Origin of the sequence: Paenibacillus sp. FA6, from assembly GCF_051550225.1 — a bacterium.
Taxonomy (GTDB): Bacteria; Bacillota; Bacilli; order Paenibacillales; family Paenibacillaceae; genus Paenibacillus_AQ.
The window spans coordinates 2,141,024-2,167,509 of sequence record NZ_CP188820.1 but is presented as its reverse complement, the minus strand read 5'-3'; the positions used below and the strand labels follow the sequence as shown (position 1 = coordinate 2,167,509).

Annotated in this window: 22 protein-coding genes; all 22 read left to right on the top strand. The window is 40.2% G+C overall.

Annotation, left to right across the window (positions count from 1 at the left end):
- Positions 1-58 precede the first annotated feature (58 nt).
- The 22 genes from ACP8HI_RS10080 (at position 59) to ACP8HI_RS09975 (ending at position 26,272) form a co-directional block, all read left to right on the top strand.
- Positions 59-475, top strand: coding sequence for a FixH family protein (locus ACP8HI_RS10080; RefSeq protein ID WP_438350957.1), 417 nt, complete (start codon positions 59-61; stop codon positions 473-475).
- 350 nt (positions 476-825) lie between these two features.
- Positions 826-4,218: a methionine synthase gene (gene metH, locus ACP8HI_RS10075; protein WP_438351769.1), complete on the top strand. Its 3,393-nt coding sequence runs from the start codon at positions 826-828 to the stop codon at positions 4,216-4,218.
- A gap of 279 nt (positions 4,219-4,497) precedes the next feature.
- On the top strand, positions 4,498-5,427 hold the full coding sequence (gene rnz / locus ACP8HI_RS10070; protein WP_438350956.1) for a ribonuclease Z: 930 nt from the start codon (positions 4,498-4,500) through the stop codon (positions 5,425-5,427).
- Positions 5,428-5,663: 236 nt separating this feature from the next.
- Positions 5,664-6,467 carry a TIGR01457 family HAD-type hydrolase gene (locus tag ACP8HI_RS10065; protein ID WP_438350955.1) on the top strand — a complete coding sequence of 268 codons (804 nt, stop codon included), beginning with the start codon at positions 5,664-5,666 and terminating at the stop codon, positions 6,465-6,467.
- A gap of 17 nt (positions 6,468-6,484) precedes the next feature.
- Positions 6,485-7,294 (top strand): Fpg/Nei family DNA glycosylase, encoded by an 810-nt coding sequence (locus ACP8HI_RS10060; protein ID WP_438350954.1) that lies wholly within the window; start codon positions 6,485-6,487, stop codon positions 7,292-7,294.
- Positions 7,284-7,646, top strand: a complete 363-nt coding sequence (locus tag ACP8HI_RS10055) for a cyclic-phosphate processing receiver domain-containing protein (RefSeq protein WP_438350953.1) — start codon at positions 7,284-7,286, stop codon at positions 7,644-7,646. The genes ACP8HI_RS10060 and ACP8HI_RS10055 overlap by 11 nt, the downstream gene beginning before the upstream one ends.
- Positions 7,643-7,963, top strand: a complete 321-nt coding sequence (locus tag ACP8HI_RS10050) for a thioredoxin domain-containing protein (protein ID WP_438350952.1) — start codon at positions 7,643-7,645, stop codon at positions 7,961-7,963. The genes ACP8HI_RS10055 and ACP8HI_RS10050 overlap by 4 nt, the downstream gene beginning before the upstream one ends.
- Positions 7,960-8,733, top strand: coding sequence for an ABC transporter ATP-binding protein (locus ACP8HI_RS10045; RefSeq protein WP_438350951.1), 774 nt, complete (start codon positions 7,960-7,962; stop codon positions 8,731-8,733). The genes ACP8HI_RS10050 and ACP8HI_RS10045 overlap by 4 nt, the downstream gene beginning before the upstream one ends.
- A gap of 6 nt (positions 8,734-8,739) precedes the next feature.
- Positions 8,740-9,798, top strand: coding sequence for an SAM-dependent methyltransferase (locus ACP8HI_RS10040; RefSeq protein WP_438350950.1), 1,059 nt, complete (start codon positions 8,740-8,742; stop codon positions 9,796-9,798).
- 246 nt (positions 9,799-10,044) lie between these two features.
- Positions 10,045-11,541 (top strand): protein kinase domain-containing protein, encoded by a 1,497-nt coding sequence (locus tag ACP8HI_RS10035; protein WP_438350949.1) that lies wholly within the window; start codon positions 10,045-10,047, stop codon positions 11,539-11,541.
- A 78-nt stretch (positions 11,542-11,619) separates the two neighbouring features.
- Positions 11,620-12,468: a hypothetical protein gene (locus ACP8HI_RS10030; RefSeq protein ID WP_438350948.1), complete on the top strand. Its 849-nt coding sequence runs from the start codon at positions 11,620-11,622 to the stop codon at positions 12,466-12,468.
- Positions 12,469-12,530: 62 nt separating this feature from the next.
- Positions 12,531-13,487, top strand: a complete 957-nt coding sequence (locus ACP8HI_RS10025; protein ID WP_438350947.1) for an SAF domain-containing protein — start codon at positions 12,531-12,533, stop codon at positions 13,485-13,487.
- A gap of 16 nt (positions 13,488-13,503) precedes the next feature.
- Positions 13,504-14,202, top strand: coding sequence for a hypothetical protein (locus ACP8HI_RS10020; RefSeq protein ID WP_438350946.1), 699 nt, complete (start codon positions 13,504-13,506; stop codon positions 14,200-14,202).
- 2 nt (positions 14,203-14,204) lie between these two features.
- Positions 14,205-15,035 carry a chromosome partitioning protein ParA gene (locus ACP8HI_RS10015; RefSeq protein WP_438350945.1) on the top strand — a complete coding sequence of 277 codons (831 nt, stop codon included), beginning with the start codon at positions 14,205-14,207 and terminating at the stop codon, positions 15,033-15,035.
- Positions 15,036-15,042: 7 nt separating this feature from the next.
- Positions 15,043-16,926, top strand: coding sequence for a pilus assembly protein CpaF (locus ACP8HI_RS10010; protein ID WP_438350944.1), 1,884 nt, complete (start codon positions 15,043-15,045; stop codon positions 16,924-16,926).
- 6 nt (positions 16,927-16,932) lie between these two features.
- Positions 16,933-19,026 carry a hypothetical protein gene (locus tag ACP8HI_RS10005; protein WP_438350943.1) on the top strand — a complete coding sequence of 698 codons (2,094 nt, stop codon included), beginning with the start codon at positions 16,933-16,935 and terminating at the stop codon, positions 19,024-19,026.
- Between the two features lie 39 nt (positions 19,027-19,065).
- Positions 19,066-19,548 (top strand): ABC transporter permease, encoded by a 483-nt coding sequence (locus ACP8HI_RS10000; protein WP_438350942.1) that lies wholly within the window; start codon positions 19,066-19,068, stop codon positions 19,546-19,548.
- Positions 19,549-19,614: 66 nt separating this feature from the next.
- Entirely contained in the window at positions 19,615-20,010 is a 396-nt protein-coding gene (locus tag ACP8HI_RS09995) for a hypothetical protein (RefSeq protein ID WP_438350941.1), read from the top strand.
- Between the two features lie 15 nt (positions 20,011-20,025).
- Complete coding sequence (locus ACP8HI_RS09990; protein WP_438350940.1) at positions 20,026-20,577, top strand: hypothetical protein; 552 nt, start codon at positions 20,026-20,028, stop codon at positions 20,575-20,577.
- Positions 20,561-21,553: a hypothetical protein gene (locus ACP8HI_RS09985; RefSeq protein WP_438350939.1), complete on the top strand. Its 993-nt coding sequence runs from the start codon at positions 20,561-20,563 to the stop codon at positions 21,551-21,553. The genes ACP8HI_RS09990 and ACP8HI_RS09985 overlap by 17 nt, the downstream gene beginning before the upstream one ends.
- Before the next feature lie 80 nt (positions 21,554-21,633).
- Positions 21,634-22,905 carry an S-layer homology domain-containing protein gene (locus ACP8HI_RS09980; protein ID WP_438350938.1) on the top strand — a complete coding sequence of 424 codons (1,272 nt, stop codon included), beginning with the start codon at positions 21,634-21,636 and terminating at the stop codon, positions 22,903-22,905.
- 19 nt (positions 22,906-22,924) lie between these two features.
- A complete protein-coding gene (locus tag ACP8HI_RS09975) occupies positions 22,925-26,272 on the top strand; it encodes a DUF5704 domain-containing protein (protein WP_438350937.1) in 3,348 nt (1,115 codons plus the stop codon).
- Positions 26,273-26,486 lie beyond the last annotated feature (214 nt).

Genomic DNA, 26,486 nt, shown 5'->3' with positions numbered 1-26,486 from the left:
AGAATACAGTGAAATGAACTTATTTAATTGTATTTAGAAAGGTTGGGAGAATATGAGATTGAGAAATCAAATCGGATTGGTGTTGGTGATGATATCTTTATTTGTCATGATTGGCTGCAATAATGATCAAAGTACTCATAAGGGAATGAATATGGGGAATGAGGAATCATTTATGCCTATTATGGTTGAATTAAGCATTCAAGCTGAACAAGTTAAAGTGAATGATAAGGTTATGATTGAGGTTCTAGTGACGCAAAACAATAAAAATGTAACGGATGCAAATAAAGTGTTAATTGAGTTTGTTCCTTCAACTGAGGGTGGTAAACATGTTGAACTCGAAGCTGCACATGCGGGTGAAGGTAAATATGTATTGGAGACAAGCTTAGATCAAGCGGATACATATAACGTCATCTCTCATGTCACTGTTGGGGCGATGCATTCGATGCCAAAGAAAGAATTAGTGGTTACCGAATAAAGTAGCAATACTTTAAATCGATATTAAATAACCCTGTTCTCCATCATTGGGGAATGGGGTTTTGCATAAATTATAGTGATCAATTATGGTTAGGTAAAGCGGCATGAATCGATGTGTGAACACGGACGTTATTGGTAGTTCTGATACATTCATTCGTGTTTAGATAAATGATGATGTTTGATAAGGATGATAGTTTTATTAGATTTTTTGTCGATAACATAGGCTAATACTCTGTGTTTTCCTTTTATAATGATAGGTATTCTGTTAAACTAATAATTAATGTTTTAGTGGGGGGATTCGAGTTGAATATAAAGAACTTAGAAGAATCATTGAAAGAACGGATATTCATTATGGACGGTGCTATGGGAACCATGATCCAGCAACTTGATCTTTCACCACAGGATTTCGGTGGAGAAGAGTTGGATGGTTGTAACGAGATGCTGGTTCTTACAAGACCGGATGCCATTCAAGAAATCCATGAATCATATTTAGATGCCGGTGCGGATATGATCTCTACCAATACATTTGGTGCAACATCGGTTGTACTTGCTGATTATGATATACCTGAGAAGTCTCGTGAGATCAATTTAAAGGCAGCTGAACTCGCTCGCCGAGCAGCTGATAAATATAGTACAGATCTTAAACCACGCTATGTCATAGGGGCTATGGGTCCTACAACGAAGACGTTGTCTGTCACAGGTGGAGTTACATTTAAGGAATTGGTAGCAACGTATGAGGAACAAGCACTCGCCTTGATTGAAGGTGGTGTGGACTTACTTCTATTGGAGACGAGTCAAGACACATTGAACGTGAAGGCAGGGAGTATTGGTATCCGCCAAGCTTTTGAACAGAGTGGTGTGACACTTCCTATCATGATTTCAGGTACGATTGAACCTATGGGAACGACATTAGCTGGACAGAATATTGAGTCGTTCTACATATCATTGGAGCATCTAAAACCGATATCGGTTGGACTTAATTGTGCGACTGGACCAGAATTTATGAGAGATCATATTCGATCATTAGCTGCAATCTCTAAGTCAGCTGTTAGCTGTTATCCAAATGCTGGACTGCCAGATGAAGATGGGAATTATCATGAATCACCAGAATCCCTATCCAAGAAAATGGTAGCTTTTGCTGAACAGGGATGGTTAAATATCGCAGGCGGATGCTGTGGTACGACACCGGAACATATTCGCGTTATGGCGGAGGCCCTTTCAAAGTATGAGCCTCGTCGTGAATATGGAGATCACCCACCTGCAATATCTGGGGTTGATGCTGTATTTATAGAACCAGAAAACCGTCCAATCATGATTGGAGAGCGTACCAATATTTCTGGATCGCGTAAATTCAAACGTTTAATTAAAGAAGGGAAATTTGATGAGGCATCTGAAATCGCTCGTTCTCAGGTCAAGGGAGCGGCTCAGATTATTGACATTAACCTTCAAGATACGGATATCGATGAAGAGTATGCTGTGCATAACTTCTTACCTATGGTTGCTAAGAAAGTCAAAGTCCCTCTAATGATTGACTCAACGTATGATCATATTATCGAGTTGGGACTTCAATATTCTCAGGGTAAAGCGATAATTAACTCTATTAACCTTGAAGATGGTGAATCAAAATTCGAGAGCATAGTGCCACTTATACATCGTTATGGTGCCGCTGTGGTGTGTATCCTAATTGATGAGACTGGTCAAGCGGTCACTCGTGAAGCCAAGCTTGAAGTGGCTAGCCGTTCTTATGATCTTCTTGTAAATAAATATGGTTTAAATCCAGAAGATATTATATTCGACCCTAATATGTTCCCAGTCGGTTCGGGTGATCCTCAGTATATTGGTTCCGCGGTGGAGACGCTTGAAGGGATCAAGTTGATTAAGGAAAAGTTCCCCAAGGCGAAAACCATTCTAGGGCTTAGTAATATTTCCTTCGGATTGCCTGAGTCGGGCCGAGAAGTGCTAAATTCAGTTTATTTATATGAATGTACGAAAGCTGGGCTTGATTACGCCATCGTGAATACGGAAAAGCTAGAGAGATATGCATCCATCCCAGCGGAAGAGCGTCGCCTTGCTGAAGCCCTTATATTTAATACAAATGATCAGACGCTGGCTGAATTTGTAGCGGCTTTTCGTGAGAAGAAAGTTGTAAAGAAGGAGTACCTATCTAGTCTATCACTAGAAGAACGTCTCTCTTCTTATGTAGTTGAAGGAACCAAAGAAGGACTCATTCCTGATCTTGTTGAGGCTCTGAAGAAATACTCCGCACTTGAGGTCATCAATGGTCCGCTAATGGTAGGTATGGCTGAGGTCGGTAGGCTCTTTAATAATAATGAGCTCATCGTAGCGGAGGTGCTACAGAGTGCTGAAGTTATGAAAGCCTCCGTCACCTATCTTGAAGGTTTCATGGAGAAGAACGAGAGCAGTATAAAAGGGAAAATCCTGTTAGCAACCGTAAAAGGTGATGTACATGACATCGGAAAGAACTTAGTAGAGATTATACTGTCTAACAATGGCTACCAGATTATTAACTTAGGAATAAAGGTGCCGCCAGAAAAAATTATTGAAGCTTTCCGTGAAGAGAAGGCAGATATCATTGGTTTGTCAGGTCTTCTCGTGAAATCCGCGCAGCAAATGGTCATCACTGCACAGGATTTGAAAACATCAGGAATTGATGTTCCAATCATGGTGGGAGGGGCAGCACTTACTCGTAAATTTACGAAGACACGAATCAAACCAGAGTATGAAGGTATGGTTGTGTATGCTAAGGATGCCATGGATGGACTTGATATAGCGAATAGGCTCATGGATCCAATACAACGTGAAGAAATGCGAGTGAAAATGGAAGAAGAGCTTGAGGCTTTTCTTGAATCCAAACTCGTGGAGAAGGCTTTACCAGTTTTGACACGGGCTATGAAGTCGAACATTGCGACCGATAATCCAGTGTTACTTCCGCCAGATACCGATCGACACGTTCTACGTAACTATCCAATATCTCATATCATGCCTTATGTGAATATGCAGATGTTGATGGGTCACCATCTAGGATTGCGCGGATCAGTGGAACAATTACTTTCTGAGGGTAATGAGAAGGCGGTCGCATTAAAAGAAACAGTGGATACGATAATGAATGAAGCCATTCAAGATGCTATTATTCAGGCACATGCGATATACCGCTTCTTCCCAGCACAATCTCAAGGAGATGATATCTTAATCTATGATCCAAAGGATCACACAAAGGTGCTACAAAAATTCTCATTCCCTCGTCAGAGAGTGGAACCATATTTATGTCTCGCGGATTTCCTTAAATCGGTGGATAGTGGTGTTATGGATTATGTAGGCTTCCTTATTGTAACCGCGGGGCATGGAGTGTCGGAATTATCTTCACAATGGAAGGATAATGGGGACTATCTAAGATCGCATGTGTTGCAGTCGGTTGCTCTTGAGACAGCTGAAGGATTAGCTGAACGTATTCACCATATGATGCGTGATTCATGGGGATTCCCTGATCCAGATGATATGACAATGAAAAAGAGACATGGTGCTCGATATCAAGGAATCAGAGTATCATTTGGTTACCCTGCTTGCCCTGACCTAGAAGACCAAGGACCATTATTTAAACTATTACAACCTGAGGATATTGGAATTGAATTGACAGAAGGCTTTATGATGGAACCAGAAGCGTCTGTATCAGCGATGGTATTTAGTCATCCACAAGCCCAATACTTCAATGTTGAAAAAGCTTAGAATGCGAGTTTGAAAAGTCGACTTTTCAGCACCGAGAAGATTGGATGAAGGTAGGGAGTGAGGAGCGTAGCGTAGGCAGTATCTACGAGAGCACCGGAAAGACCGGCTGAATTCAATATTCGATGTCGAGTAAGCTTCTTGATATACATCGTGATCAAAAGTTGACTTTTTAACACCCCCTTAGAGTTGGATTAGATACCCCAGCTCATACTAGTAATAAGATCCTTCGATGTTACGAAGGATCTTATGCTGAGTTGTTGGAAGGAGATCGTGGGCAGTATGGAATTATTATTTCTAGGTACGAATGCGGGGGTCCCAACACTGCAGCGGAATGTGACTTCGATTGCCCTACGTCTATTCGAGGAAAGAGGTTGCTTCTGGCTATTTGATTGTGGTGAGGCTACCCAGCATCAGATTCTGAGATCATCGTTAAAGCTCAGTAAGCTTGAGAAAATTTTTATTACTCATTTACATGGTGATCATATATTCGGTCTGCCTGGACTGCTCGCAAGTCGGAGTAATCAAGGTGGAGTATCTCCTTTAACGGTGTATGGGCCTCGTGGAATAAAGGAGTTTATTGAAACCACGATGAAGCTGAGTCAATCTCGGATGGATTATATATTAGAAGTCGTGGAGCATGATGGTGGGTTGATCTTTGAAGATGAGACCTTTGCTGTTAATTCTGAACTATTAGCGCATCGGATTGATAGCTACGGATACAGAGTGACTGAGAAGGATCGAACAGGTACACTTAATCTGGCCTTACTTAAATCATACGGAGTCAGACCAGGACCTATATATGGTAAGATTAAACGTGGAGAGAGTATTGAACTTGAGAATGGTCAAGTTATTAGATCAGAAGATGTGTTGGGACTTCCTAAAAAGGGTAGGATTGTAACCATTCTAGGAGACACGAGACCTTGTTCTGCCGTTGTTACTCTTGCTAAGGATGCGGATATGCTTGTTCATGAATCTACATACCTGCATGAGATGGCAGAGACTGCTTATGATTATTACCATAGCACCGCAGTTCAAGCTGCTGAAGCTGCACAGCAAGCGTTAGCGAAGCGGATGATTCTAACGCATTTCAGCTCACGTTATAAAGATATGGAGCAGTTGGGTCAGTTGCTAGATGAGGCCCGGTCTATTTTTCCAAATACGTTATTGGCAGAGGAATTTACCATTGTTCCTATCCATCATGTTCAATAATTTCGGTGAGGAAATAAGCGATTAGAATCAAATTATTTTCCGGGAAAGCGCAGGAAATGACACAGGGTTCCATAATAATGTTAAAATATTTAACGTCCCTTCGATCAAATGTGACGAATGACGAGTGGATATGATTACAAATGATGGTTTGTAAAGCGAAGTGCGACAGGGCTAGACAAACCGTCATATGATATAAAATGAATTTACTCTCTGTTTTGAAAGGAAGTGCATGGGCAATGACAATCTCTAAAGGTCTATTAATAGATTTAGATGGGACGTTGTATCATGGACAACATATGATCTCGGGTGCTGACGTTCTAATTAGTCAATTAAAAGCCAACCATATTCCTTATTTGTTTGTAACCAATAACTCGACTCGTACACCAGAAGATGTGGCGGCCTTATTAAATGGCATGGGTATTCAAGCTGAGCCTAGCGAAGTATGTACGTCATCACAAGCTACCGCGAAGTATATAGCTGAACGATCTCCAGGTGCGAGAGTTGCTGTTATAGGAGAAGATGGATTGCGTCAGGCAATCAGGCAGGCGGGGTTACTTGAAGTTGATCAGAATCCAGAATATGTGGTGCAAGGCATAGATAGAGCTTTCTCGTATGCGACCTTGTCATCAGCGGTTCAATGGATTAGTGATGGTGCCCAGTTTATCCTAACGAACCCAGATCTACTTCTACCTTCCGATTCTGGAGTTATTCCAGGTGCAGGAACGATTGCCGCCGCTATTGAGGCAGGAACGGGTGTGAAGCCACTTGTTATTGGCAAGCCAGCTAGTCATTTGATGACCTATGCGATGGATATACTGGATATGGAACCTTCTGAAGTTGCAGTGATTGGTGACAGTATGCGCACTGATATTTCCGCTGGAGCAGCAGCTGGTTGTGAAACGATACTTGTTTTAACAGGGATTACAACAGAAGCGAGCTTACAGGCGGATATTCGTATGGCCGGAATCGAACCTAATATGATATGTAAAGATCTTCATGAACTTCTTCATCAATTATGTAGTGTACACAATTCTCATTAGAAAGAGGCGAATGTCAGATGCCTGAAATGCCTGAATTAGAAAACTATCGGAAGTTAATTTCTGAAAAAATATTGGATGCTCCTATCACTAATGTGAAAGTGAATAAGGAGAATACTGTTAATCTGGATGGAGATACTCTTGCTTCGGAACTCGAGAATATTAAGGTTATTTTTGTGGAACGACGTGGGAAATTTTTGAACTTTCATTTGGATAATGGCCGGAGATTGTTAGTTAATCTTATGGTAGGTGGATATATACAGTATGGTAAGCAAGAGGATTACCCAGATCACAATGCGCAGGTAGAAATAAGTTTTGGTGAATTCACACTGTATTTCATGTTACCTCGCTCAGGTTATGTTCATTTGTTATGTGCGAAGGAAGCAGGCGAAGTGTTGAGTCAACTCGGTCGTGAGCTGAGTGATCGTAGAATGGGAATGGATCGCTTCGTCAACATGGTAAAAGTTCGTCGTGGAGCTTTGAAAACATTATTGGTGAACCAAAGTGTGATTGCAGGAATCGGCAATCGTTATGCAGATGAGATTTCTTTTGAAGCGAAATTACTTCCATCAACTAAAGTTCAAGATCTTGAGACAGAGGCAATCGAGAGATTGTACCACAGTATGAAATTAATATTGAATCAAGCTGCGGAATCTGGTGGATCTATAAACAAGCCATTTACGAATGAAGATTTACACACGGGAAGTTACAAACTACAGGTATACGACCGTGAAGGCGAACGATGCGTACAATGTAATGGAGTCATAGATAAAGTGGAGTTGAATGGACGAAGAGCTTTCTTTTGTCCGACTTGTCAGCATGAACAATGACGGTGAAATTCACTTGTTCTTAGATGATGTTCGTCGCTGTCCCAAAGGATTCTCATTAGCTCGTACTGGTGAAGATTGTTTGGTGATGCTTCGTGAATGTAAAGTCAATATTCTGTCTCTTGACTATGAACTTGGGTTACATAGTAAGATGTGCGGTAAAGATGTAGTGACGGCTATGATTCGTGAAGGGTTGTTTCCGCGGGAAGTTTATTTACATACATCGAGTATCATCGGAAAACGTGAGATGTATCACTTACTATATGAACATAAACCTGCTGAAATGATTCTTCATAATGGTCCTATGAGCGAAGAGACGCTACACGATATAGCAATGGATGCTGACCGGGTATGAGAGAGCTTAATGAACAAGAAGTACGCTCACAAATGGACAGTGGAGGTAAGCCCGTCGCTTTGTTCCTATACACACCTTTATGTGGAACCTGTGCAGCAACCAAGCGAATGCTTACGGTTGCAGAACATTTACTTCCTGAGGGTACGATATCAGCGGCGAATGTGAATATGATGCCTTTATTGGCTCAAGATTACAAGATAAGAAGTGTACCTGCCATGCTACTGATGGATGCAGATCGTAACGATCCGCCCAATATCCTTTACCGTATGGGTTCAGTGGAAGAATTGTTAGTAGCTATTAGGAGTGTGATGAAATGATATCTATGCAGCATATTTCGCTACGAAGAGAGAATGATATCATTCTGAATGATGTATCTCTCGAGATAAAAAGTGGTGAGAACTGGGTTATCCTAGGTCGCAACGGCTCTGGAAAGACTACATTACTTGAGATGATGACGGGTTATCTTTTTCCTAGTCAAGGTCGAGTTGAAGTTATGGGAAATGTATATGGACAGTGTGATATTCGTGAAATACGGAAAAGTATTGGCTATATAAGCCCATCACTGTTGGAAAGAATGTCTCTGACAGATCCTGTATGGGAAGTTGTGGCAACGGGTGCGTATGCTTACTTGCGTTTCTATGAAGCGATACCTCAAGCGGTAAAAGAGAAAGCTTATCGTCTATTAGAAGAGATGAATATAGCTCGGTTAGCAGAGCATACACTAGGAACCTTATCTCAAGGCGAACGTAAGAAGGTGTTGCTGGCACGTTGTTTAATGGGTGATCCAAAGCTTCTCGTTATGGACGAGCCTTGTGCAGGTCTAGATCTATATGAACGGGAAAAGATGTTAGTAGAAGTGGATAGATTACGGCAACGTGATATAACGGTCGTCTACGTCACTCATCATGTGGAGGAAATTGTTCCACTGTTCACCCATGTTGCGCTCATAAAAGATGGCAAGTTGGTTGGAGCAGGACCCAAAGAACAAGTTCTAAATAAAGAAATGATTATGCGTACCTATGAAATTCCAGTTGAACTGGAATGGGATGATGGACGTCCCTGGATCAAGGTAACTTCTGGAGGTTAATCCAACTTGGATGAATTTAATGTAAATGAAGAAGAAATACAAGAACAACAAACACGGTTTATTTGTACGGCTAATCATGGATTTGCCCCATTTGCGCAGGAAGAATTACGACGTTTATTCGGTAGCGTCAAGAGTACCGTCCTCGTTTCGGGTGAGGTATTTCTAGTTAGCGTAGCCTATACATGGAATGAAGTTGCAGCCATGATCGCCAAACAACCTCCAATCTTCGTGCGTCATATACAGCCTGTTGATATCGAGATATCTGCCGAAGAATTGAGTAGTGGGCTGAATGAGTTGAAGCTCTATGTATTGGATAAGAAAGAGCTTCAGGGTGCAACTGTTTCACTACAAGTTCGTAAATCTGAACAAAGTTTAAGTGAAGTAAGTGCAGGTGCTCTACGAGAACAAATTTTGGTGGAGTTACAAGACCTTCAGGCTGAGTTCATAGTTCAGAATGCGGATTGGATTCTTTCAGTGTTTGTATCGTCAGATCATATCTATGCAGGGGTATCTCTTCCTCAGGATAATCTTTCTGATTGGAGTGGTGGAGCGGTTCGCTTTCAGCGGGAAGAAGGACAGATTTCTCGTGCTAAATTCAAATTGCTGGAGGCGGAGAAGTCCTTCGGGATTGATTTCACTGCTTTTCGTCATGCGCTTGATATTGGGGCTGCACCTGGGGGCTGGACTTCGTTCTTGCTTCAACGTGGTATCCATGTGACCGCTGTGGATCCAGCGAAGATGCATGAATCATTAGTCGGTCATCCGCAACTCAAGATTATGCGCAAGAATGCTTCAGGAGTACGTTTTCGTGATAACCAATTCGATCTGTTAGTATGTGATATGAGCTGGAGCCCTAAACAAATGGTCAAGCTAGTAAAAGACCTGCTGTATTGTCTGTCCCCAGGAGGTACGGCAATAGTAACCGTTAAGCTGATGCATAAAAAGCCGATGGCTTTAATCAAGGAAGTGATTGCTTCGCTTGAAGAAGATCAGATGCAATTACAATATGCTAAGCAACTGTTTCATAATCGTGATGAAATAACACTTCATATGATTAAATATTAATGATGTGAATTCGTAGAAATTAGCTCAGGATGATGGAGAATAAATGAATCGAAATGCTAATTCCTACGTAATGTAAAAATAGCGCTTTACAAGTCTATATGATTTATATTATGCTAGTTCCAAATTTAACCATGCAATATGAATAGGGAAAGTATCCCGAAGAGTTCAAAGATAATCGGTTTTGACCGAGTCTTTACTTTTCTGGGTGCTTTCCTTTTTTTGTTGCGGTTGCGAAATGGAGGTGAAATGATGAATGAGCGATCCGTACTACGTCAGGGTCATATTATTGGAGGAAGATATCTAATCCAGCAGATTATCGGATCTGGAGGAATGAGCCATGTTTATTTGGCTGATGATCTAAAACTATCAGGTAAGCAATGGGCAGTGAAAGAGTGCTTCTCATCACCACAACAATATAGCAACATCGGGGACGAGGCAGAGCTACTGACCACCTTGGGTCATCCTCGACTCCCGCGAATTGTAGACTTTTTCGCACCTAATGAACAAGGAAATGCCTATTTGGTAATGGATTATATTCACGGGGTGACATTAGAGAAATATTTCAGTAGTCATAATAGAAAACTGAAGAGTGACTTCATTCTACAATTAGCTGATCAAGCTCTGGATGTACTGGAATATCTACATAATCATCAACCACCCATTGTATTCCGTGATCTAAAGCCATCTAATATTATGCTGACATCGCAACTGGAATTACGTCTGATTGATTTTGGAATAGCTAGAAATTACAAACAGGAACAAGATCAGGATACTGTGAAACTGGGGACCGTTGGTTTTGCAGCTCCAGAACAATATGGTAGTGGTCAAAGTGATGCAAGATCTGATTTATATGGATTAGGAGCGTTGCTCTTATATCTGGCAACAGAAGGAGTTCGAAGTGAATGGACTGACGGGGTAGAGTCTTGTATACGATCTGACTTCCCTAGGGAAAAGATTCCGGTATTACGTAAATTGCTGCAAACATATCCTGAGGATCGTTATCCATCCGTAAGTGAAGTCAGAAAGGCACTGATGGTACAAGATCCATCACGAAATGAAGAGCAAAGGCATAAATCACAAGTGATGGGTAGTGAGCATATGGGAACCTATGTTATCGCTGTAATGGGAGCAAGTAGCGGTGCAGGGACCACGCATACAGCGATCAGCATCGTTCATTATTTGGCTAGAAACTTCAATAAGGTTGCTATTGTTGAGCTGAATAGATATGCATCTACATTTGGTAGAATCCAGCAAATTGTTGAAGGAAAGATTCATTTCGAGAATAAGAAGGAACATCGATTCTCCGTAGAAGGTGTTGATTATTATCGGCAGAGTACAAGCATTAATATCATTGAATTACTTGGTGGAAATTATAATTATATAATTTTAGATTTGGGATCTTTTCAAGAGAATGATGGATTGGAAGAATTTCTACGCGCTGATATCCCTATTCTTGTTGGTTGGGGTTCAGAGTGGCGAATGCAGGATATGGAGGTGGCTATTAGCAGTCTAAGACGACATCAACAGAACAAATGGATTTATTGCATGCCTCTAGCTTCATTAGATGCAGTGAAACGTCTTCGTAAACAGATGGGTTCCATGAAAGTATATAGTTTGCCATTGCATATTGATCCCTTTGATGTACATGATGAAATGGATGAGATGCTATCTCAAATATTACATGGGTACGTTCCCAAGTTAAAGAAACATAAAAGATTTCGTTTTGGGGTACGGTCCCGGTGACGTTGGTAACATGCATCTTGTTTGTAGAACATCCAATACAATATAAGGCGTGCGTCGTAGGCGCGGAAAGGAAACAATATGGGTACAGTTGCATTTTGGAGTCCTCTTCAGGGAGGAAGTGGGAGCACAGCACATACCGTTTCTGTTACTTCAATGATTGGTTTGGAATATCGAGCAAGATTATTACTCGGTCATGGAGGGGCAGCAGGAGAACGTATTGAGGGAGCATTCCAGACAGGGAAAGAAGCGTTAAATTGTTCATTCGTATCAAGACAAGATTATGGGATGGATGCATTAGAACGATTAAGTTTGAATCGGCGGCTGAATAAGGAGAATATTCGTGATTATACCGTTCCTTTAATGTTTGATAGATTGGATTTTGTTGCTGGAAATGAGAAGAGGGAAGGGACTCTACCTGGTTATCGATCTTCATTATTACCATCTATCTTATCCTGTGCTAATGAATATTATGATCTAGTCCTTATGGATGCTGGATGTGGATGCGAAGAACTGGATCTGAGAGGAGATGGAGCACTGTTGTCTGCTGCCGACCTAATTGTTGTCAGTCTTACACAAAACATTCAATCATTGGAGAACTTTTTCTCAGGTAGCCAACTTCCAGTAGCATTACAGCATAAACCTTACATTGTTGTGATAGGAAGATATGACAGTGATTCTTATTGTACGATTCAGAATGTTAAGAAAAGATTTGGATTTAACGGATCGATTCATGGTATTCCGTACTCCACTGATTTTCTTGATGCGTGGAACATGAAGTCCGTATTGTCATTTATTCATAGAAGTCGACATATGAACAAACATCATCCGGCATTCTCTTTCTATGAAAGTGTTAGATCCTTATCTGGAGATATTATAGGGCAACTAAATCTGAGTGCTTCAGTCAAAAAGATGGATTGGGGTGCTTAAATATTCATGGGAATAACTTAGTTAGTTGCGAAAGTTGAATCATTAAGTAAGGGGGCATATCAGTGTCGAAGATAAGGCAGCGTACAAAGAATCTTATAGTTGCCGGGCTTGTCGGGGCAATCTCTATGGGGATTGTAGCTTCCGGTGGCGCAATTTACATGATCAATCAACAAGCAAACGATCAAAGGTTACTGAGGGTAGACTATGAAAGTAAATTGAAGGAGGCTGAGAAGTTACTTCAGGATCAACAAGCGATAATGGAAAAAGTAGTAGTCACTTCGAAAGAGTTACCTGCTGGCGTGGAGTTGACTGAAGAGGATTTGAAGATTATTCAAATACCTGAAACAGAAGCGCCAGCAAACATGGTGCATTCAAAGAATGACTTGATCGGTAAAATATTGAAAATAGATGTTGGAGTAAATACACCTGTCATGAACTCCATCGTATTTGAAGAAGGTGTAACTCCAAATGATCTACGTGCACAAGAATACAACGTAATGGAATTACCAACACAAATACGAAAAGGACAGTTTGTAGATGTACGTATATCTTTTCCTACAGGCGAGGACTTCATTGTGTTATCGAAGAAAAAAGTTAATGACGTGTCTGTAACAACCGTATGGTATAACGTCAACGAGTCCGAAATATTAGCCATGTCCAGTGCAACGGTAGACGCCTACCTCAATAGTGCAAAGATTTATGCGACCACTTACGTTGACCCATTTATGCAGGATAAGGCAATTGAGAATTATCCAGTGAATTTACAAGTGATTGACTTGATTGAATCAGATCCTAACGTGTTGGTAAAAGCAAGTGAGCAACTGAAAAAATCAGTTAGAAGAAACTTAGAATTAAACCTTTCTGAAATGAATGAAACTGACAAAGTCAGGATTGAAAATGGCGATGTGATATTACAGCAAAGGGTCGCTAACAACCAATTAACGAACCAAAAGAACAATAATACTAATCAGGTTCCAATAGAAGAGATCGATGTATTTGAGCAATCATTAGTTAAATAGGGAAAGGAGACTTTAGGTGAAATATGCTTTATTTGTAGGTGTCTCAGATATTAGTGACTTACTTCAATATATTAGTAAAGTCATTACGAGTTCAGGTCGAAAGACTCTCCTTGTCGATGCAACGGTTGAAAGATTCATCTATTACGGTACACCAATCCCAGACCCGAAGATGAAATTAATCGAGTTCGAAGGGTTTGATGTAACTGGGGACTATTCAATTCTTAGTGATTTAGAAACATCGATTTCTGCTAACAACCGATACGATCATGTCATTATACATTGTAGCACTCCTAATTTTCTAAATAGAGATGATCTTACAAAGATTGAGAACAAATATGTTGCTGCAACTACTGAGAAATGGAGCATTGAGAAAACTGTTGAGGTATTGGAATCATTTTTTAATGAAGAGGGAAAATCAAGTATCGAGTTTTTTTCAAAAATCATTGTGAATAGTGTTGATTCCAATATCGCAGATGACTACTTAGAAACTGTGTTATCTAATTTACCATTAGGATGGTCTGACGAACCTTTCGAACTTATTTTTGACGAAATAGATTATGCGATGAAAATCAATAACCAACATAACGGTACAATAAACATTCGAAAACTCTCTAAGAATTATAAACGTGTTGTACATCGTATTAGTAAAGAAATTACTGGTCTTGATGATAAGGACATGAAAACAGCTATGAAGCTTGCAATGAGGAGGTCATAGGTATGGGACAAGTAGCATTTTGGAGCAATCGTCACGGTCAAACAGGAAACACTGCAAATATGATCGCTGTGTCCATGTTGATAGGCATCGAATATTTAACAAAAATATTGATAAGTCATACTCATTGGGAAATGTCTACATTAGAAAGTACGCTATTAAAGGAAAGAAAGCTACACTATGGTTTTAACCAGAATTATACCAATATAGGAATGGATGCTCTTGAGAGATTAGCTAAGAGTAATCGACTTGATCCTACTAATGTAAAAGACTATGCTATTCCAATTCTAAGAGACAGATTGGATCTAATCGTAGGAACATCAAAACCTTACGAGGAGATGTATGTTGCTGTAAATGGGGTCTTAGGTTCTATTCTTAATGCTGCTAAATCGTACTACGACATATCTTTTATTGACGTGAACAGCGGGACGAAAAACATATTGACCAATTCAGTTTTGTCTACGTCAGATCTGGTGGTAGTAAACCTTAACCAGAATATCAATGTATTGAACGAGTTCTTCAATGAAACCCCTGATTGTCTAACAGATAAGAAATATCTGATCGTTCTTGGGCAATATGATGGGCATTCCAAATACACTGCAGCAAACATCCAAAGAATGTTTAAATGTGAAGTGCCGATCTTCACGATTCCTCATTCTGCCGGCTTCATGGATGCTTGTAATGACAAATCGGTAGTCGAGTTCTTCTTGAGAAATAAGAACGTGAGAACCAATCATGACAATAACTTATTTATGGTTGAAGTGAGAAAACTGGCTAAGGGAATCATGGAAGCTGTCGATATTGATACGAGGATTTTTAGCGAGAAGGGGGCCTAAACAAGAAATGAGTCTAGGCTATTTAATCAACATTGCTTTCATAGTCATTATTGTGCTTCTTGTAGGGATTGTCGTGTTTTTTAAGCTTACGGATAAACGACAATTACGAATTGATCCCCACCAGCTAGACAAGAAATACACGATTGGTGGAATGATAGACTACATGAGAGCAGCCTTTGACGATCTGACAAAGACGAACCTCGAACATTTAGGTTTATCTGAGGAAGAGTATATCCGTCGTACTAACCAAATGCTACTACTCAAAAAGTCACTAAAAGGAAGTACGCACGGCGACCTACAGGACAAGCTCTACGTGAAAGAAACAATGTTTGATTTATTTCTTAAAAACTATAGCTTAAATGATGAGAATATTAACTGGGTTATTCCCTTTGATAATAAAAGGGATTTGTCTCACCAAGACAAATTCGAGATTATGTTGTATCACTACAAGAAAAAACATAGATTTAATGCACTTACCGAATGGATTGACACACATAGACTGGCGGAACTTAAAAGAGTCATTGAAGATGTTGAGTCGGAATCATACATCATTACTCGTGAGGAGATTGATGAGGTATTCAAAAAGGAATCTATTCTTCTTAATTTCGAAGACAAGCTCTATATTATCGTTCAAAGGATATATCAGCAATTCAAAGGATTTAGTGTGATTGATGAGATTCGTGATATGCGGATTGATGGTGTTTCTGGAGGAGTATCAGGAACGCCAATGAATCAACTTGAGCCTGATGATGGCATGATCCATTTTGCAAATCAGATCAATAATAATGTGAATTTGATGGCACATGATAGTGTTTGGATATTTTTCAAAGGAAAGTCTATTCATCTATCCTTCCTAACCTTTGGTTCTGAAAGTGAATTAATCCGTGTATGTCAGAATATTTACAAGTACAAAAACCCTGGTCAACTTTCTGAACATAACGGATTTAAGGTGAATGAAATGAAAGATGGTTCTAGAATTGTCGTTGTTCGTCCACCATTCTCTGAGTCATGGGCCTTCTTTGTCAGAAAGTTCGATACTCAAAGTGCGACATTAGATCAATTGATTAACAATAACATCAGAAATCGGAAACTGGTCATCAACCTGCTTACCTTTCTGATCAAAGGTGGGAGAGTAACTGCGATTACGGGATCTCAGGGTAGCGGGAAAACGACCTTATTAATGGCTCTCGTCAAGTATATTAACGCAACTTACACATTGCGCGTTCAAGAAATGTCCTTTGAATTACATCTTCGGAAGATTTATAAGCGGCGAAATATTCTGACCTTTAGAGAAACGGATACGATCTCTGGTCAAGAAGGGCTTGATCTTCAAAAGAAAACGGATGGAACTGTAAATATACTAGGGGAAGTTGCAACAGATCGAGTGGCTGCTTGGATGATTCAAATGACTCAAGTAGCAAGCTTATTTACAATCTTCACTCATCACGCGAAGACTTTCCAGAATCTGATTTATTCTCTACGTAATTCATTGTTAAAAACGAATGTGTTTAATGATGAGAAGATTGCGGAGGAGGAAGTCGTACGAGTGATCAACTTTAACGTTCATCTATCCAAAGAACTGGACGGAAGCAGATATATTTCTCGCATCACAGAGTGTATTCCTTTAGAACAAGAGAAGAAACCAATCAACTTTGCCAAAATCAACAATGCTGAAGAACGAATTCAAGCTTTTTTTCAAGCCACAACCGAATATTATGACCGTAGTACGGATCGTAAAGTATTTGATGAATCCAATATCATCGAGTACAAGAACGGTGAGTATATCGCTGGAAATTCTATTTCAGAGAGAAATAGGAACGAAATGATGGAACTGATGTCATCCACAGATCAAGCAGAATTTCAACAGTTTATTGAAGAATTCTGGGGGTAAGCAGATATGGATATTAAAGCTATCGCGTTAATCATATTAATGGTTTCTTTTTCCCTCAGTCTCATTTTGTTTATCGTTATAAAAATTTTAGCGAGAAGAGCAGAAAGAAATGGGTCTAGTGAAGTTTTTAAAAGTTATGAGGATCTTGTCGGTTCAAATAAACTGAATTGGAAAAACAAGTATAACAATGTAATGCAAGATTCTTATTTTGCCTACTATAAGGTACCCATACTCCGTGCATATGTCCTAAAAATAAGACGCAGATTGCAATCCATTCATTCCTACGATGAAATGACTATGCGCAGAGAGACAATGAAAATCGTTTTCTTCACATTAGGTATTATGTCAACATCAGTATTGGTTCTATTATTTCTGAATCAAGACCTTACTTTTGTCTTTATGTTGTTATTGAGTGCCTTAGTTGTAAACGGCATGTTGATTGATACCTTTATTCATAGAGTAGAGGACCGTTTGCTTGTGCAGCTGAGAGATCTTAATAAAGATATTAGATACCATTATCACCAATACGGGATGATCGAGGAAGCTCTGATTGAAGTAGCTGATGCGACAAACTCCGAAGCTGGTCTGCATGCAAGGAAAGTCCATGAGATCATAAAAGATGATGGTGAAAACCCTGAGGAAAAACTTGAAAAGTACTATCAAGCCGCACCGAACCGATTCTTGAAATCTTTCGCTGGTTTATCCTACTTGGTTAAAGAGTTTGGAGATAAAGAAGTTGATGGTGGTTCTCTTTATTTGAATAATTTAAACAAACTAAACGAAGAAATTAATTTAGAAATTCTAAAACGATCAAAGCTGAATTACCTGTTTTCGGGTCTCACGATGATTGCCCTAGTGCCGATCATTTTTACTAAGCCGATCCAATTATGGGCAGGTAAAATGTTCCCAGCGATGCAAGAGTTCTATATAAGTAAAGCGGGATTTGTTATCCAGATCACTTGTTTCACAGTAGTATTTCTCTCTTATATTTTACTTAAAAAAATGCAAGATCAACAAGAAGGTACATATGTTGCAGTGGTGAGAAAGCGACCTTGGGAGAAGGTGATTCTACGAATACCTGTTGTTGATTGGTTAGTATTTCGACTAACACCTACTAGGAGTTCATCAGAACATTTCAAAATAAGTAGGCTATTGAAAGATGCAAATGCTGGGTATCCGATGAACTGGCATATTCTTCACCGTATGTTACTTAGCCTTGTGCTCACGCTTGGGTTACTCATTTCATTTGTAACTATGCACTCGATCGCAGTCAGAAACGTAATGGAGGCACCCACTACGAACGGTACCTTATTCGGTAAAATGTCAGATAAAGATCTACTGGATGCTCAATCTCTCACTGAATTTGATAGAAATATCATTGTGCAGGTGAAGGGGGTAAACAAAGATCAGTTACAGGAACGTATTGTGCAGGGAGTTAAGTATGATGAGAATGTTGCATCGAACGACACACTTCTAAATTCTTCGGTGGAGAGAATATCTCAAAAGATTCATAAGATTGATTCCGAGTTCTTGAAGTGGTGGGAGATTCTGATTTGTGTATTGATGGGTTGGGTTGGATACCAGATACCTTATTGGATACTACTCTTCCAAAAGAAAATGAGAGCCATGGATATGCAGAACGAAGTGGATCAGTTCCATACGATTATTGCGATGTTGTCTGAAATTGACCGCGTATCCGTTGAGATCATTCTGGAATGGATGGAGCGATTCTCGTCCATATTCAAGGGACCGCTTCACACTTGCGTTATTAACTTCGAGAGTGGTGCTGATGTTGCTCTTGAAAAATTGAAGATGGATGCACCCTTTATACCTTTGGTAAGGACTGTGGAAAGTCTTCAGTTAGCTGTTGAACGAATTCCAATTAAACTAGCGTTCGATGATCTCGAATCCGAGAGAAATTATAATTATGAGCAACGCAAGCAGAATTACGAACGCATATTGGACTCAAAAGCTAACTGGGGTAGGATGATTGGATTTGCACCCATGTATTCTGTTATTTTTCTATACTTAGTAATACCTTTGATTTACATGAGTTTCACCCAAATGGGAGTGTACTATGATCAAATCAACAAATTATAAACGGTTATATAAATTTAACAATACTTAGGAGGAAATAGAATGAATAACGCATCAACAGCTTTAAAAGTATCCGCTGGTATCTTTCTAACCATTGCTCTAATCACAATTGTAGTTGTACTGTTTATCTCTGCACAGGAGGCAACCAAATCAGCTCAAAATAACTTTGCTGATATTCAAACTGAGATGTCCCAAGCCTCTTTTACTGTTTATGACAACACCACGGTATCGGGTAGCCAAGTTTTGAATGCTCTTCGGAAGTTCCAAGATAAAGGTGAATTCGGTGTTGAAGTCAGAACTGGAAAAAATACAAATGGTTCTTGGTACTTTAAAACCATTGACACTTTAGTACCAATAGGAACGACTGGATACGGATCTGTTATTGGTACAGTTCCAGCGGGTACCATTGCTAATGCTAGCCTTGAATCCAACAATGAATATGTGAATCCATCAGGTAAGTTTGAAGCAAATGTAGTTAAAGATAACAGCAACGTCATCCGCGCCATAACCTTTAGACAGAAATAATGTAACTCGTTCAATAGCATGAAAGGGGATGCGTACGTTTCATCTCCTTTCTAACCAAAAGAGAAGGTGACGATTATCGCTTTTGAAAATAATGCTTCCGAAGCCATAGGTCTTAGCTTTGCTGTATCTGCGTTTATTGTTTCTCTTTCCTTATCCTTATATTTATTTACAACGACTGGAGATACGATACAGAGGGCCTACGAGATGAATACGCAATCTGATAAAAGTATATATTCTACACTCAAGGTACCTTCGGATTATTCTGTTAGCGGAGCTGAAGTAAGACAGTCACTTTATACAATAAGAGAAATTGGAGTAGATATTGAAGTAGACGGGTTGATTTATTCTAATTTATTAGATCCTACAGCACTGAATGTATCAGCTATTAATCTAAATAAGAAATATACCCCTACATATATAAGAGATACTAACGGCGTATTAACCATGTTACGTTTTAAATAAAGGGGATGTTAAGTATTGTCCAATTCTGTTGCAAAAGTATTTGCTGCGATTATAGCGATTGTTCTCCTCTTAATATGGCCTGTATCTAGTGCGTTGAACAAACAAGATGACATTTCTGAGGTTGTCGTTTTAAACTCAGTCACCCGTTTTGTAGATTCTGTCCGCGATAAGGGATATATCACCCCTACGATGTACAAAGAGTTTGTAGACCAAATTGCTTTGACGGGGAATACCTATGATATCCAAATGGTTCATCGACATAAGAGATATGATCCTCTGTACAGTGATGATGGTGCATTCCAAGATGGATTCAACGTCAATTACGAGGAATTCTTTAATGCTCACATTAATGAGAAAATATTTCCTGGAAATTCAAGTGAGCCTGTAGATTCACCTACCCGAATTTACAAATTAAAAACCGGCGACTTCTTCGATGTAACCGTCAAAAATACGAACCGAACGATGGGAACATTGATGAATGACTTCCTTACAGCGGGTATCAATAGCCCGAATGAAAAAATAGTAATTCCGTATGGAGGCATGGTCCTCAATGAAGACTATTACTAAACTTGCGATATTTTCTGTCCTGATCCTTTTACCTTACTTTGTGTTCAACAATATTAATCTTGACCATTATCGCCAAGACCTTATGATTGAGATGCGATATAACCGGGCTATTGATACGGCTACACAAGATGCTGCAAAAGCTTTGTTAAGCAATGGTAATCATCGAGATGAGACAGAGTATGAAACACTAAAAAACGTGAAGATCAATAAAGATGAAGCAGTACAAACCTTCTTTAACACGCTGTATTTGAATTTCGGTATTTTTAATGATCGAGATGGACAAGGTGTCCTGAAAAACTATGTTCCAGCATTAATGATTGTTGGATACGATGGCTACTATATGTACTCCTGGGATGAATATACGAATGCTTCGGGAGAGAAAGAAATCCAACATGTATGGAGCCCTAAAAAGCCATACTCTTATTCGGACCAAAACGGAAATACATTCGCCTTTACACTCGATGATTATGTCATTGTTAATCGGAATGGGGATCAAAAGTGGTTTGAGGGTTTTCGGAGTGAAATAGCTTCAGAGTCTTCTATATCCCTATTATATGATGCCGATACGTTCGATCAAGTACGGAGAACTTCGATTGTGAACTTGCTTCAACAAGACCTTGAATTTTATATCAATCAATACAACAATTACTCCAAGCGCCTCGGAGTAGCATATACCTTTACTATTCCCCTAATAAGCCAAGAAGAATGGAATAACACGATTGATGATGTAGGTGTGTTGGCATTCGTACAAGGAATTCCAATGGGAGAGAAGTATTATAACAATTACGCTTTAGGAGGTAGCCGTGTCGTGAAGCAACCGATATACAACGGGATTATCGCAAACGGACGTAAATACTATTACTATCGAAATGCTTGTGTTTCTTCTTTTAGAACAGAGGAGATGTTCACCTCTGAAAGGGACGCAGCAGCAAATGGATATATTCCATTGGATTGTACAGTCGGATATCGGAATTAGTAGATTCCAAATTACCCCAAATGCAACAGGTTAATCTATAATGAATATTAGGTTAATTCTAATACTTTTAGGAGGAATACATGATGAAAAAAGGACTTATTGTTATTTTTACTAGTTTGTTAGTTAGCGTAGGAAGTTTCGGTACGTATGCTTCACCAGCTTTGGCAGCGGAAAATGTCAATCCGTCTACTAATGTACAAGTTAGTACGGTGAATACGGTAAGTGGATTCAAGGATGTAAAAGCGGATCACTGGGCTAAAAGTTCGATCGATGCTGCAGTGGGTAAAGGGTATTTCAAAGGTTACTCGGATGGGACTTTCAAACCGAATGTAACAGTAAGTCGTTCAGAGTTCGCAGCGCTTCTGGCACGCGTATCTAAGGCGGATGTGAAAGAAGAGAAGGATATATTTCAGGATCTCAAAGAGCATTGGAGTGAAGCTGAGGTCAATCGTGCTGTTTCACTTGGGTTCATCGATCCGAATGATTATAAAGGAGGATTTGAACCGAAGACAGCCATTACCCGTGCAGAAATCGCTAAATGGATGACATCCGGATTGGCAGCTGCTGATACGGATTATAAACAGGCATTGGAGGATACCAAGAAAACTGTTATTCCTGTAAAGGAGTATTTCAATCCAGGCATTCCAGAATCGAAATCATCACATATTGCCGTGGCACTCGGCACTAAGCTAATGAATGGTTATCCTGACGGATCCTTTGGTTTGGACAAACATGCTACCCGTGCTGAAGCATCAGCCATTCTACTCAACTTGGAACGTGTTAGTGAGAAGACAGCGGATAGTTTTATCGGTTTAAGGGAACTACGCGAAGTCGGTACGAAACGTACCAATATGGAGGTAATCAGTCCCTTTACGACAGGGGGAACGAGTTTAAACGATGTCGCGGAAAAAACGCTAACGTTTCGAAATTATGCTGGAAGTGTGCAGTTACATCATTATATTGTCGTAGACACGCAGGATTTGAAAAATATAAAAGGAATTTATGCGCCATTGTTTGTTGATGAAAGTGAATATAAAAACAGGTTAAACGAACCTGGAATCTATAGAGCCTTTATTCAAATAACAATCTATCCGAAGGCGAAAGATTTTGCAGTAGCTCATTATAAGAATGGTCTTAACGCAGGCGTGGTTTCAGGGAGTGCAATTATCAATGATTTGCCACAAAAGTTTGGCTATATTGGCTTACCGAATCTTGAAACAAAGAAATTTTTCGAAAAGTATAATAATGAAAAGGGAGTTACATTGTGGGTTTTGAGATTAGTGAATGTAGCTCATCCCCAAGCTCAAATAACAACAGATGATGGTTCTTTTGCCAGCATACGAAATAATTAATCATTAGGGGAGATATAGAATGAGAAAGTGGTCTAAAGTATCGATACTTACCATTTTACTGTTTGTTAACCTTTCTAGTCTCTCATATGCAGACTTTTCAAAAGGATATCCTACGGAAAATATTACTGTTACACCTGCAGGTCCAGCTAATATTCAAACGATTAAAGTACAAGTTAATGGTTCAGCAGATGCCCAACCCAAGGTGGTATGGGTACAATCGGATACAGAAATATGGAAGGCGACCTTCGATGGTGGGCATAGTGAGGAGACGGGGACATATAGAAGTGGAGGGGATCCAAAAAGTGCCTTACCATTGAAGAAGCGAACGGACTTTTCACTAGATATGGGAGTATATGCCCCCGCCTCAATGCAAGATAAGTTAGGAAATCGTTTCGAAAAACAATTTATTAAAGAACTTGGAATTGAGGATATGGATTGGACAGATGATTATAGCTATGAAAAGGTCGGATCAAAGCCTGGATTTGTAAAGGGTGCATTAAATGCAAACATAAAGGTCAGTACCGGATATGGAAAGCTCAGTAATGGAAATGACTTGATAGTGAGTGAAAAATATAAATACGGTACTCGATATGATGGCGCAGATAAGCATATGGCGGAATATTATATTCCCATGCTTGTGAACTATAGCGGATACGTTACAGAAAAAAAGCAGATGCGTGTGCTTGAAAATGCTAATTTAGCGGTGAATGTAACGAAAAGCATGAAAGCGGAAATACGAACGATGTATTACAATATGGCGGATTTCAACAATACATGGTTCGATGTGAGCACCAATCCAGAAACGACATGGTCCTCTGATAATAGTGCTGTTGCAGTGGTAGATCCATCCACAGGTAAAGTTACAGCGAAAAAAGAAGGTACTGCAACTATCACGGCAAAGTGGGACAAGGATCCTTACTGGTTGTATGCGACAGCGAAGATTACAGTCGGAAGTGGAACGGGAACACCGGATCCTGACCCTGACCCAGATCCTGATCCGGGCGAACCGGGCGAACCCAACTCAGTAGAATGTACTGCGCCATCGCCCGGATCCAATATGAACGGCGTTGATCTTAACCCTAGCGTGAGTGCAGTCATTAAAGCGGATTCCCGTGGCAATGAACCATTCGATGTTCTACAAGGGATTCCAACGTCAGAAAGTCTCTACGGCAATGTATGGTCTAAAGATTATCTACATAAATATGGGTATCAACAAATGACTGGAACATGTACGTACACGGTGAACGTTACGATGCCCGCAGAAGAGCCGGACCCTGATGCGCCAGCATTACCAGAACCACCGGCACCCGATCCTGACGCACCACCGGAAGAACCTTCGGCACCTTCTTCAGAACAAGTTACGGTAGTACGTGAATATTCATTCTGGACGATCATCAACGTGGAAGTTCATAAGATCGATGAAGCTACACTCATGAATTATGCCTTTAATGGCAATGGGATTCGGATATCACCGAGTGGATATCATTCACCATATTATGCTACAGCTCAGAGTAGTGGATATGAACCGGCATCGGTTCCTGAAACCGTTGAAGCCATGCCAAATCAAGATTCTCAAGACGCTGCAGAAATGGCCGTTGGCGAGGTTCGGGTGAAGAATGATACATTTACTTTCTATACGCAGACATTGATGAATGGATCTGAAACAGGTGGGCATGGCTCAACCCCTTCAGCAATTCCAATAGCACCCATGACCGGTGATAATGTGCTATATAGTCCTGGGAATATGATACCTAGTAGTAAGACGAACAAGGCGAACCAACCCAGTTCAGGAACGATTTATTATAGCCAGGTTAATGGATCCGCGAAGTTGAATTACCCGATCAATGGTATCAATACGGTGACTGTGCATACGCCGACCGTTATTTATGCGAATGCTTCGGATGATGCAGCACATAACCAGAAAACGACTCCAAATTATAGCCGTAGAGCTTTTATACTTGATCGTAATATTAAAGTCTATATGCCTACGAGTGGGCAACACCGGAATATTCCTGGGTATGGAGACCGTGATTACGCAAAGTATATTAAGACCAAGCAGGTGCGCTTTGAATTTGATGTCTATACGGCTGATAAATCCATATTCCATCCGAAAGATACTTGGATTACCGTACCTGTTTCAGAATTAGAAACGACGTTTTTCTTACCCGTCTGGGTAGATGAGGGAAATTATACCGTTTACTTCAGATCCTTTGCTGAAAATTCACCTTCATCCGGATTCACGACCGAATCGGAAGCGAATCTGAACTTAGTCAACCATGTAGCAACGGATACCGTACCTGTAGAAGTGATTGGGAGATTATATAACTTTCGTATAACGGATATCGCTGATCCGAACTGGGAAACGGTGTTTCGAACAGCTGTAGGTAGCCCTACACCAAGAGGTAATTCATACTGGGTAGGAACGAAAGGGATCGATGGAAGCGCAAATGGTTCATATGCCCCGTATGTCCTTCCTATACTCAGAGGAAGTCATCCTGTAGCTGCTTTCAAGACAATGTCTGTTAAGACAGGTTATCATTTCAAATTCGATCTGAAGAGTAAGGGCAATATGTTCGAAGATAAGGATGCCGTTCGTATCACTCCAACTTTTTACTTCCAGGATAACGTTGCTTCAACGCCTGCGAAACGAGTGGAAGTTGATCTTTACTATCATTCGGACACTGCAAAGTTCGTGAAGATCGGATCGCCTTCAGATCTAGATCGTCGAAATATCATTCTTGATAAACGCTTACGGAATGTTCCCGTTGCAGACATCGTGAACACTGCAGAATCGATATACGATATGAATACAGGTTGGTCGATCACAAGACCACAGTATCTAGCAGCATTCCAAAAAAGAGCAAAAGAACCGACGTATGTAGGTGGATATGGATTTGAAATACTTCCATCCCCATTACGTACATTCATTAACACATTTAACAGACCAGACAATGCAAGCGCAAGTCCAGCTCGAACGAACGCTTCCATTCAACAGTGGTACGGTGAATACAGCTTGCCGGCTGCCGTCTATGTCGTTGCCAAAGGCACAGACTTACCTGCGTATGGCAGATCGAATAGACTAGATGAAGCTTCACCCATCTTTTTACGTAACGGATATATCTCTGTCAATTTCAATATTGAAACGATTCGAAACGCAGATTTAAAGAAACCCCATCTGCAATATATCCATGGACCATTAAATAACCAATGGTGGGACATGGAAGGTTTTGATGGTGCAGATGGAGTGCGAGACCGAATCATGACTGATCCATATGGTGTTCAATTCATCTTGCGAGATGGCGATGTCATTTTCTATGATGCCAATCAATCTTCTTATGATGATTACGCGCCAAACGGAACACATTAATAAGGTGTTGAAACGGAAAGGGGCCTTTAAATGGCCTCTTTCTCTTCCTGAACAGTAAGGTAGTGGTCAAATTGATAAGAGGTCATTGTCTAGGTGCCTTACTCTGATATCTTGCACAGAAGGTTTACGAAGCGAATAGACATAATAACGATATCGTCTCATATCGGTCTCTTACGCATAAGTGGAAGATTGGATCGACCCGTTATGGGAATCC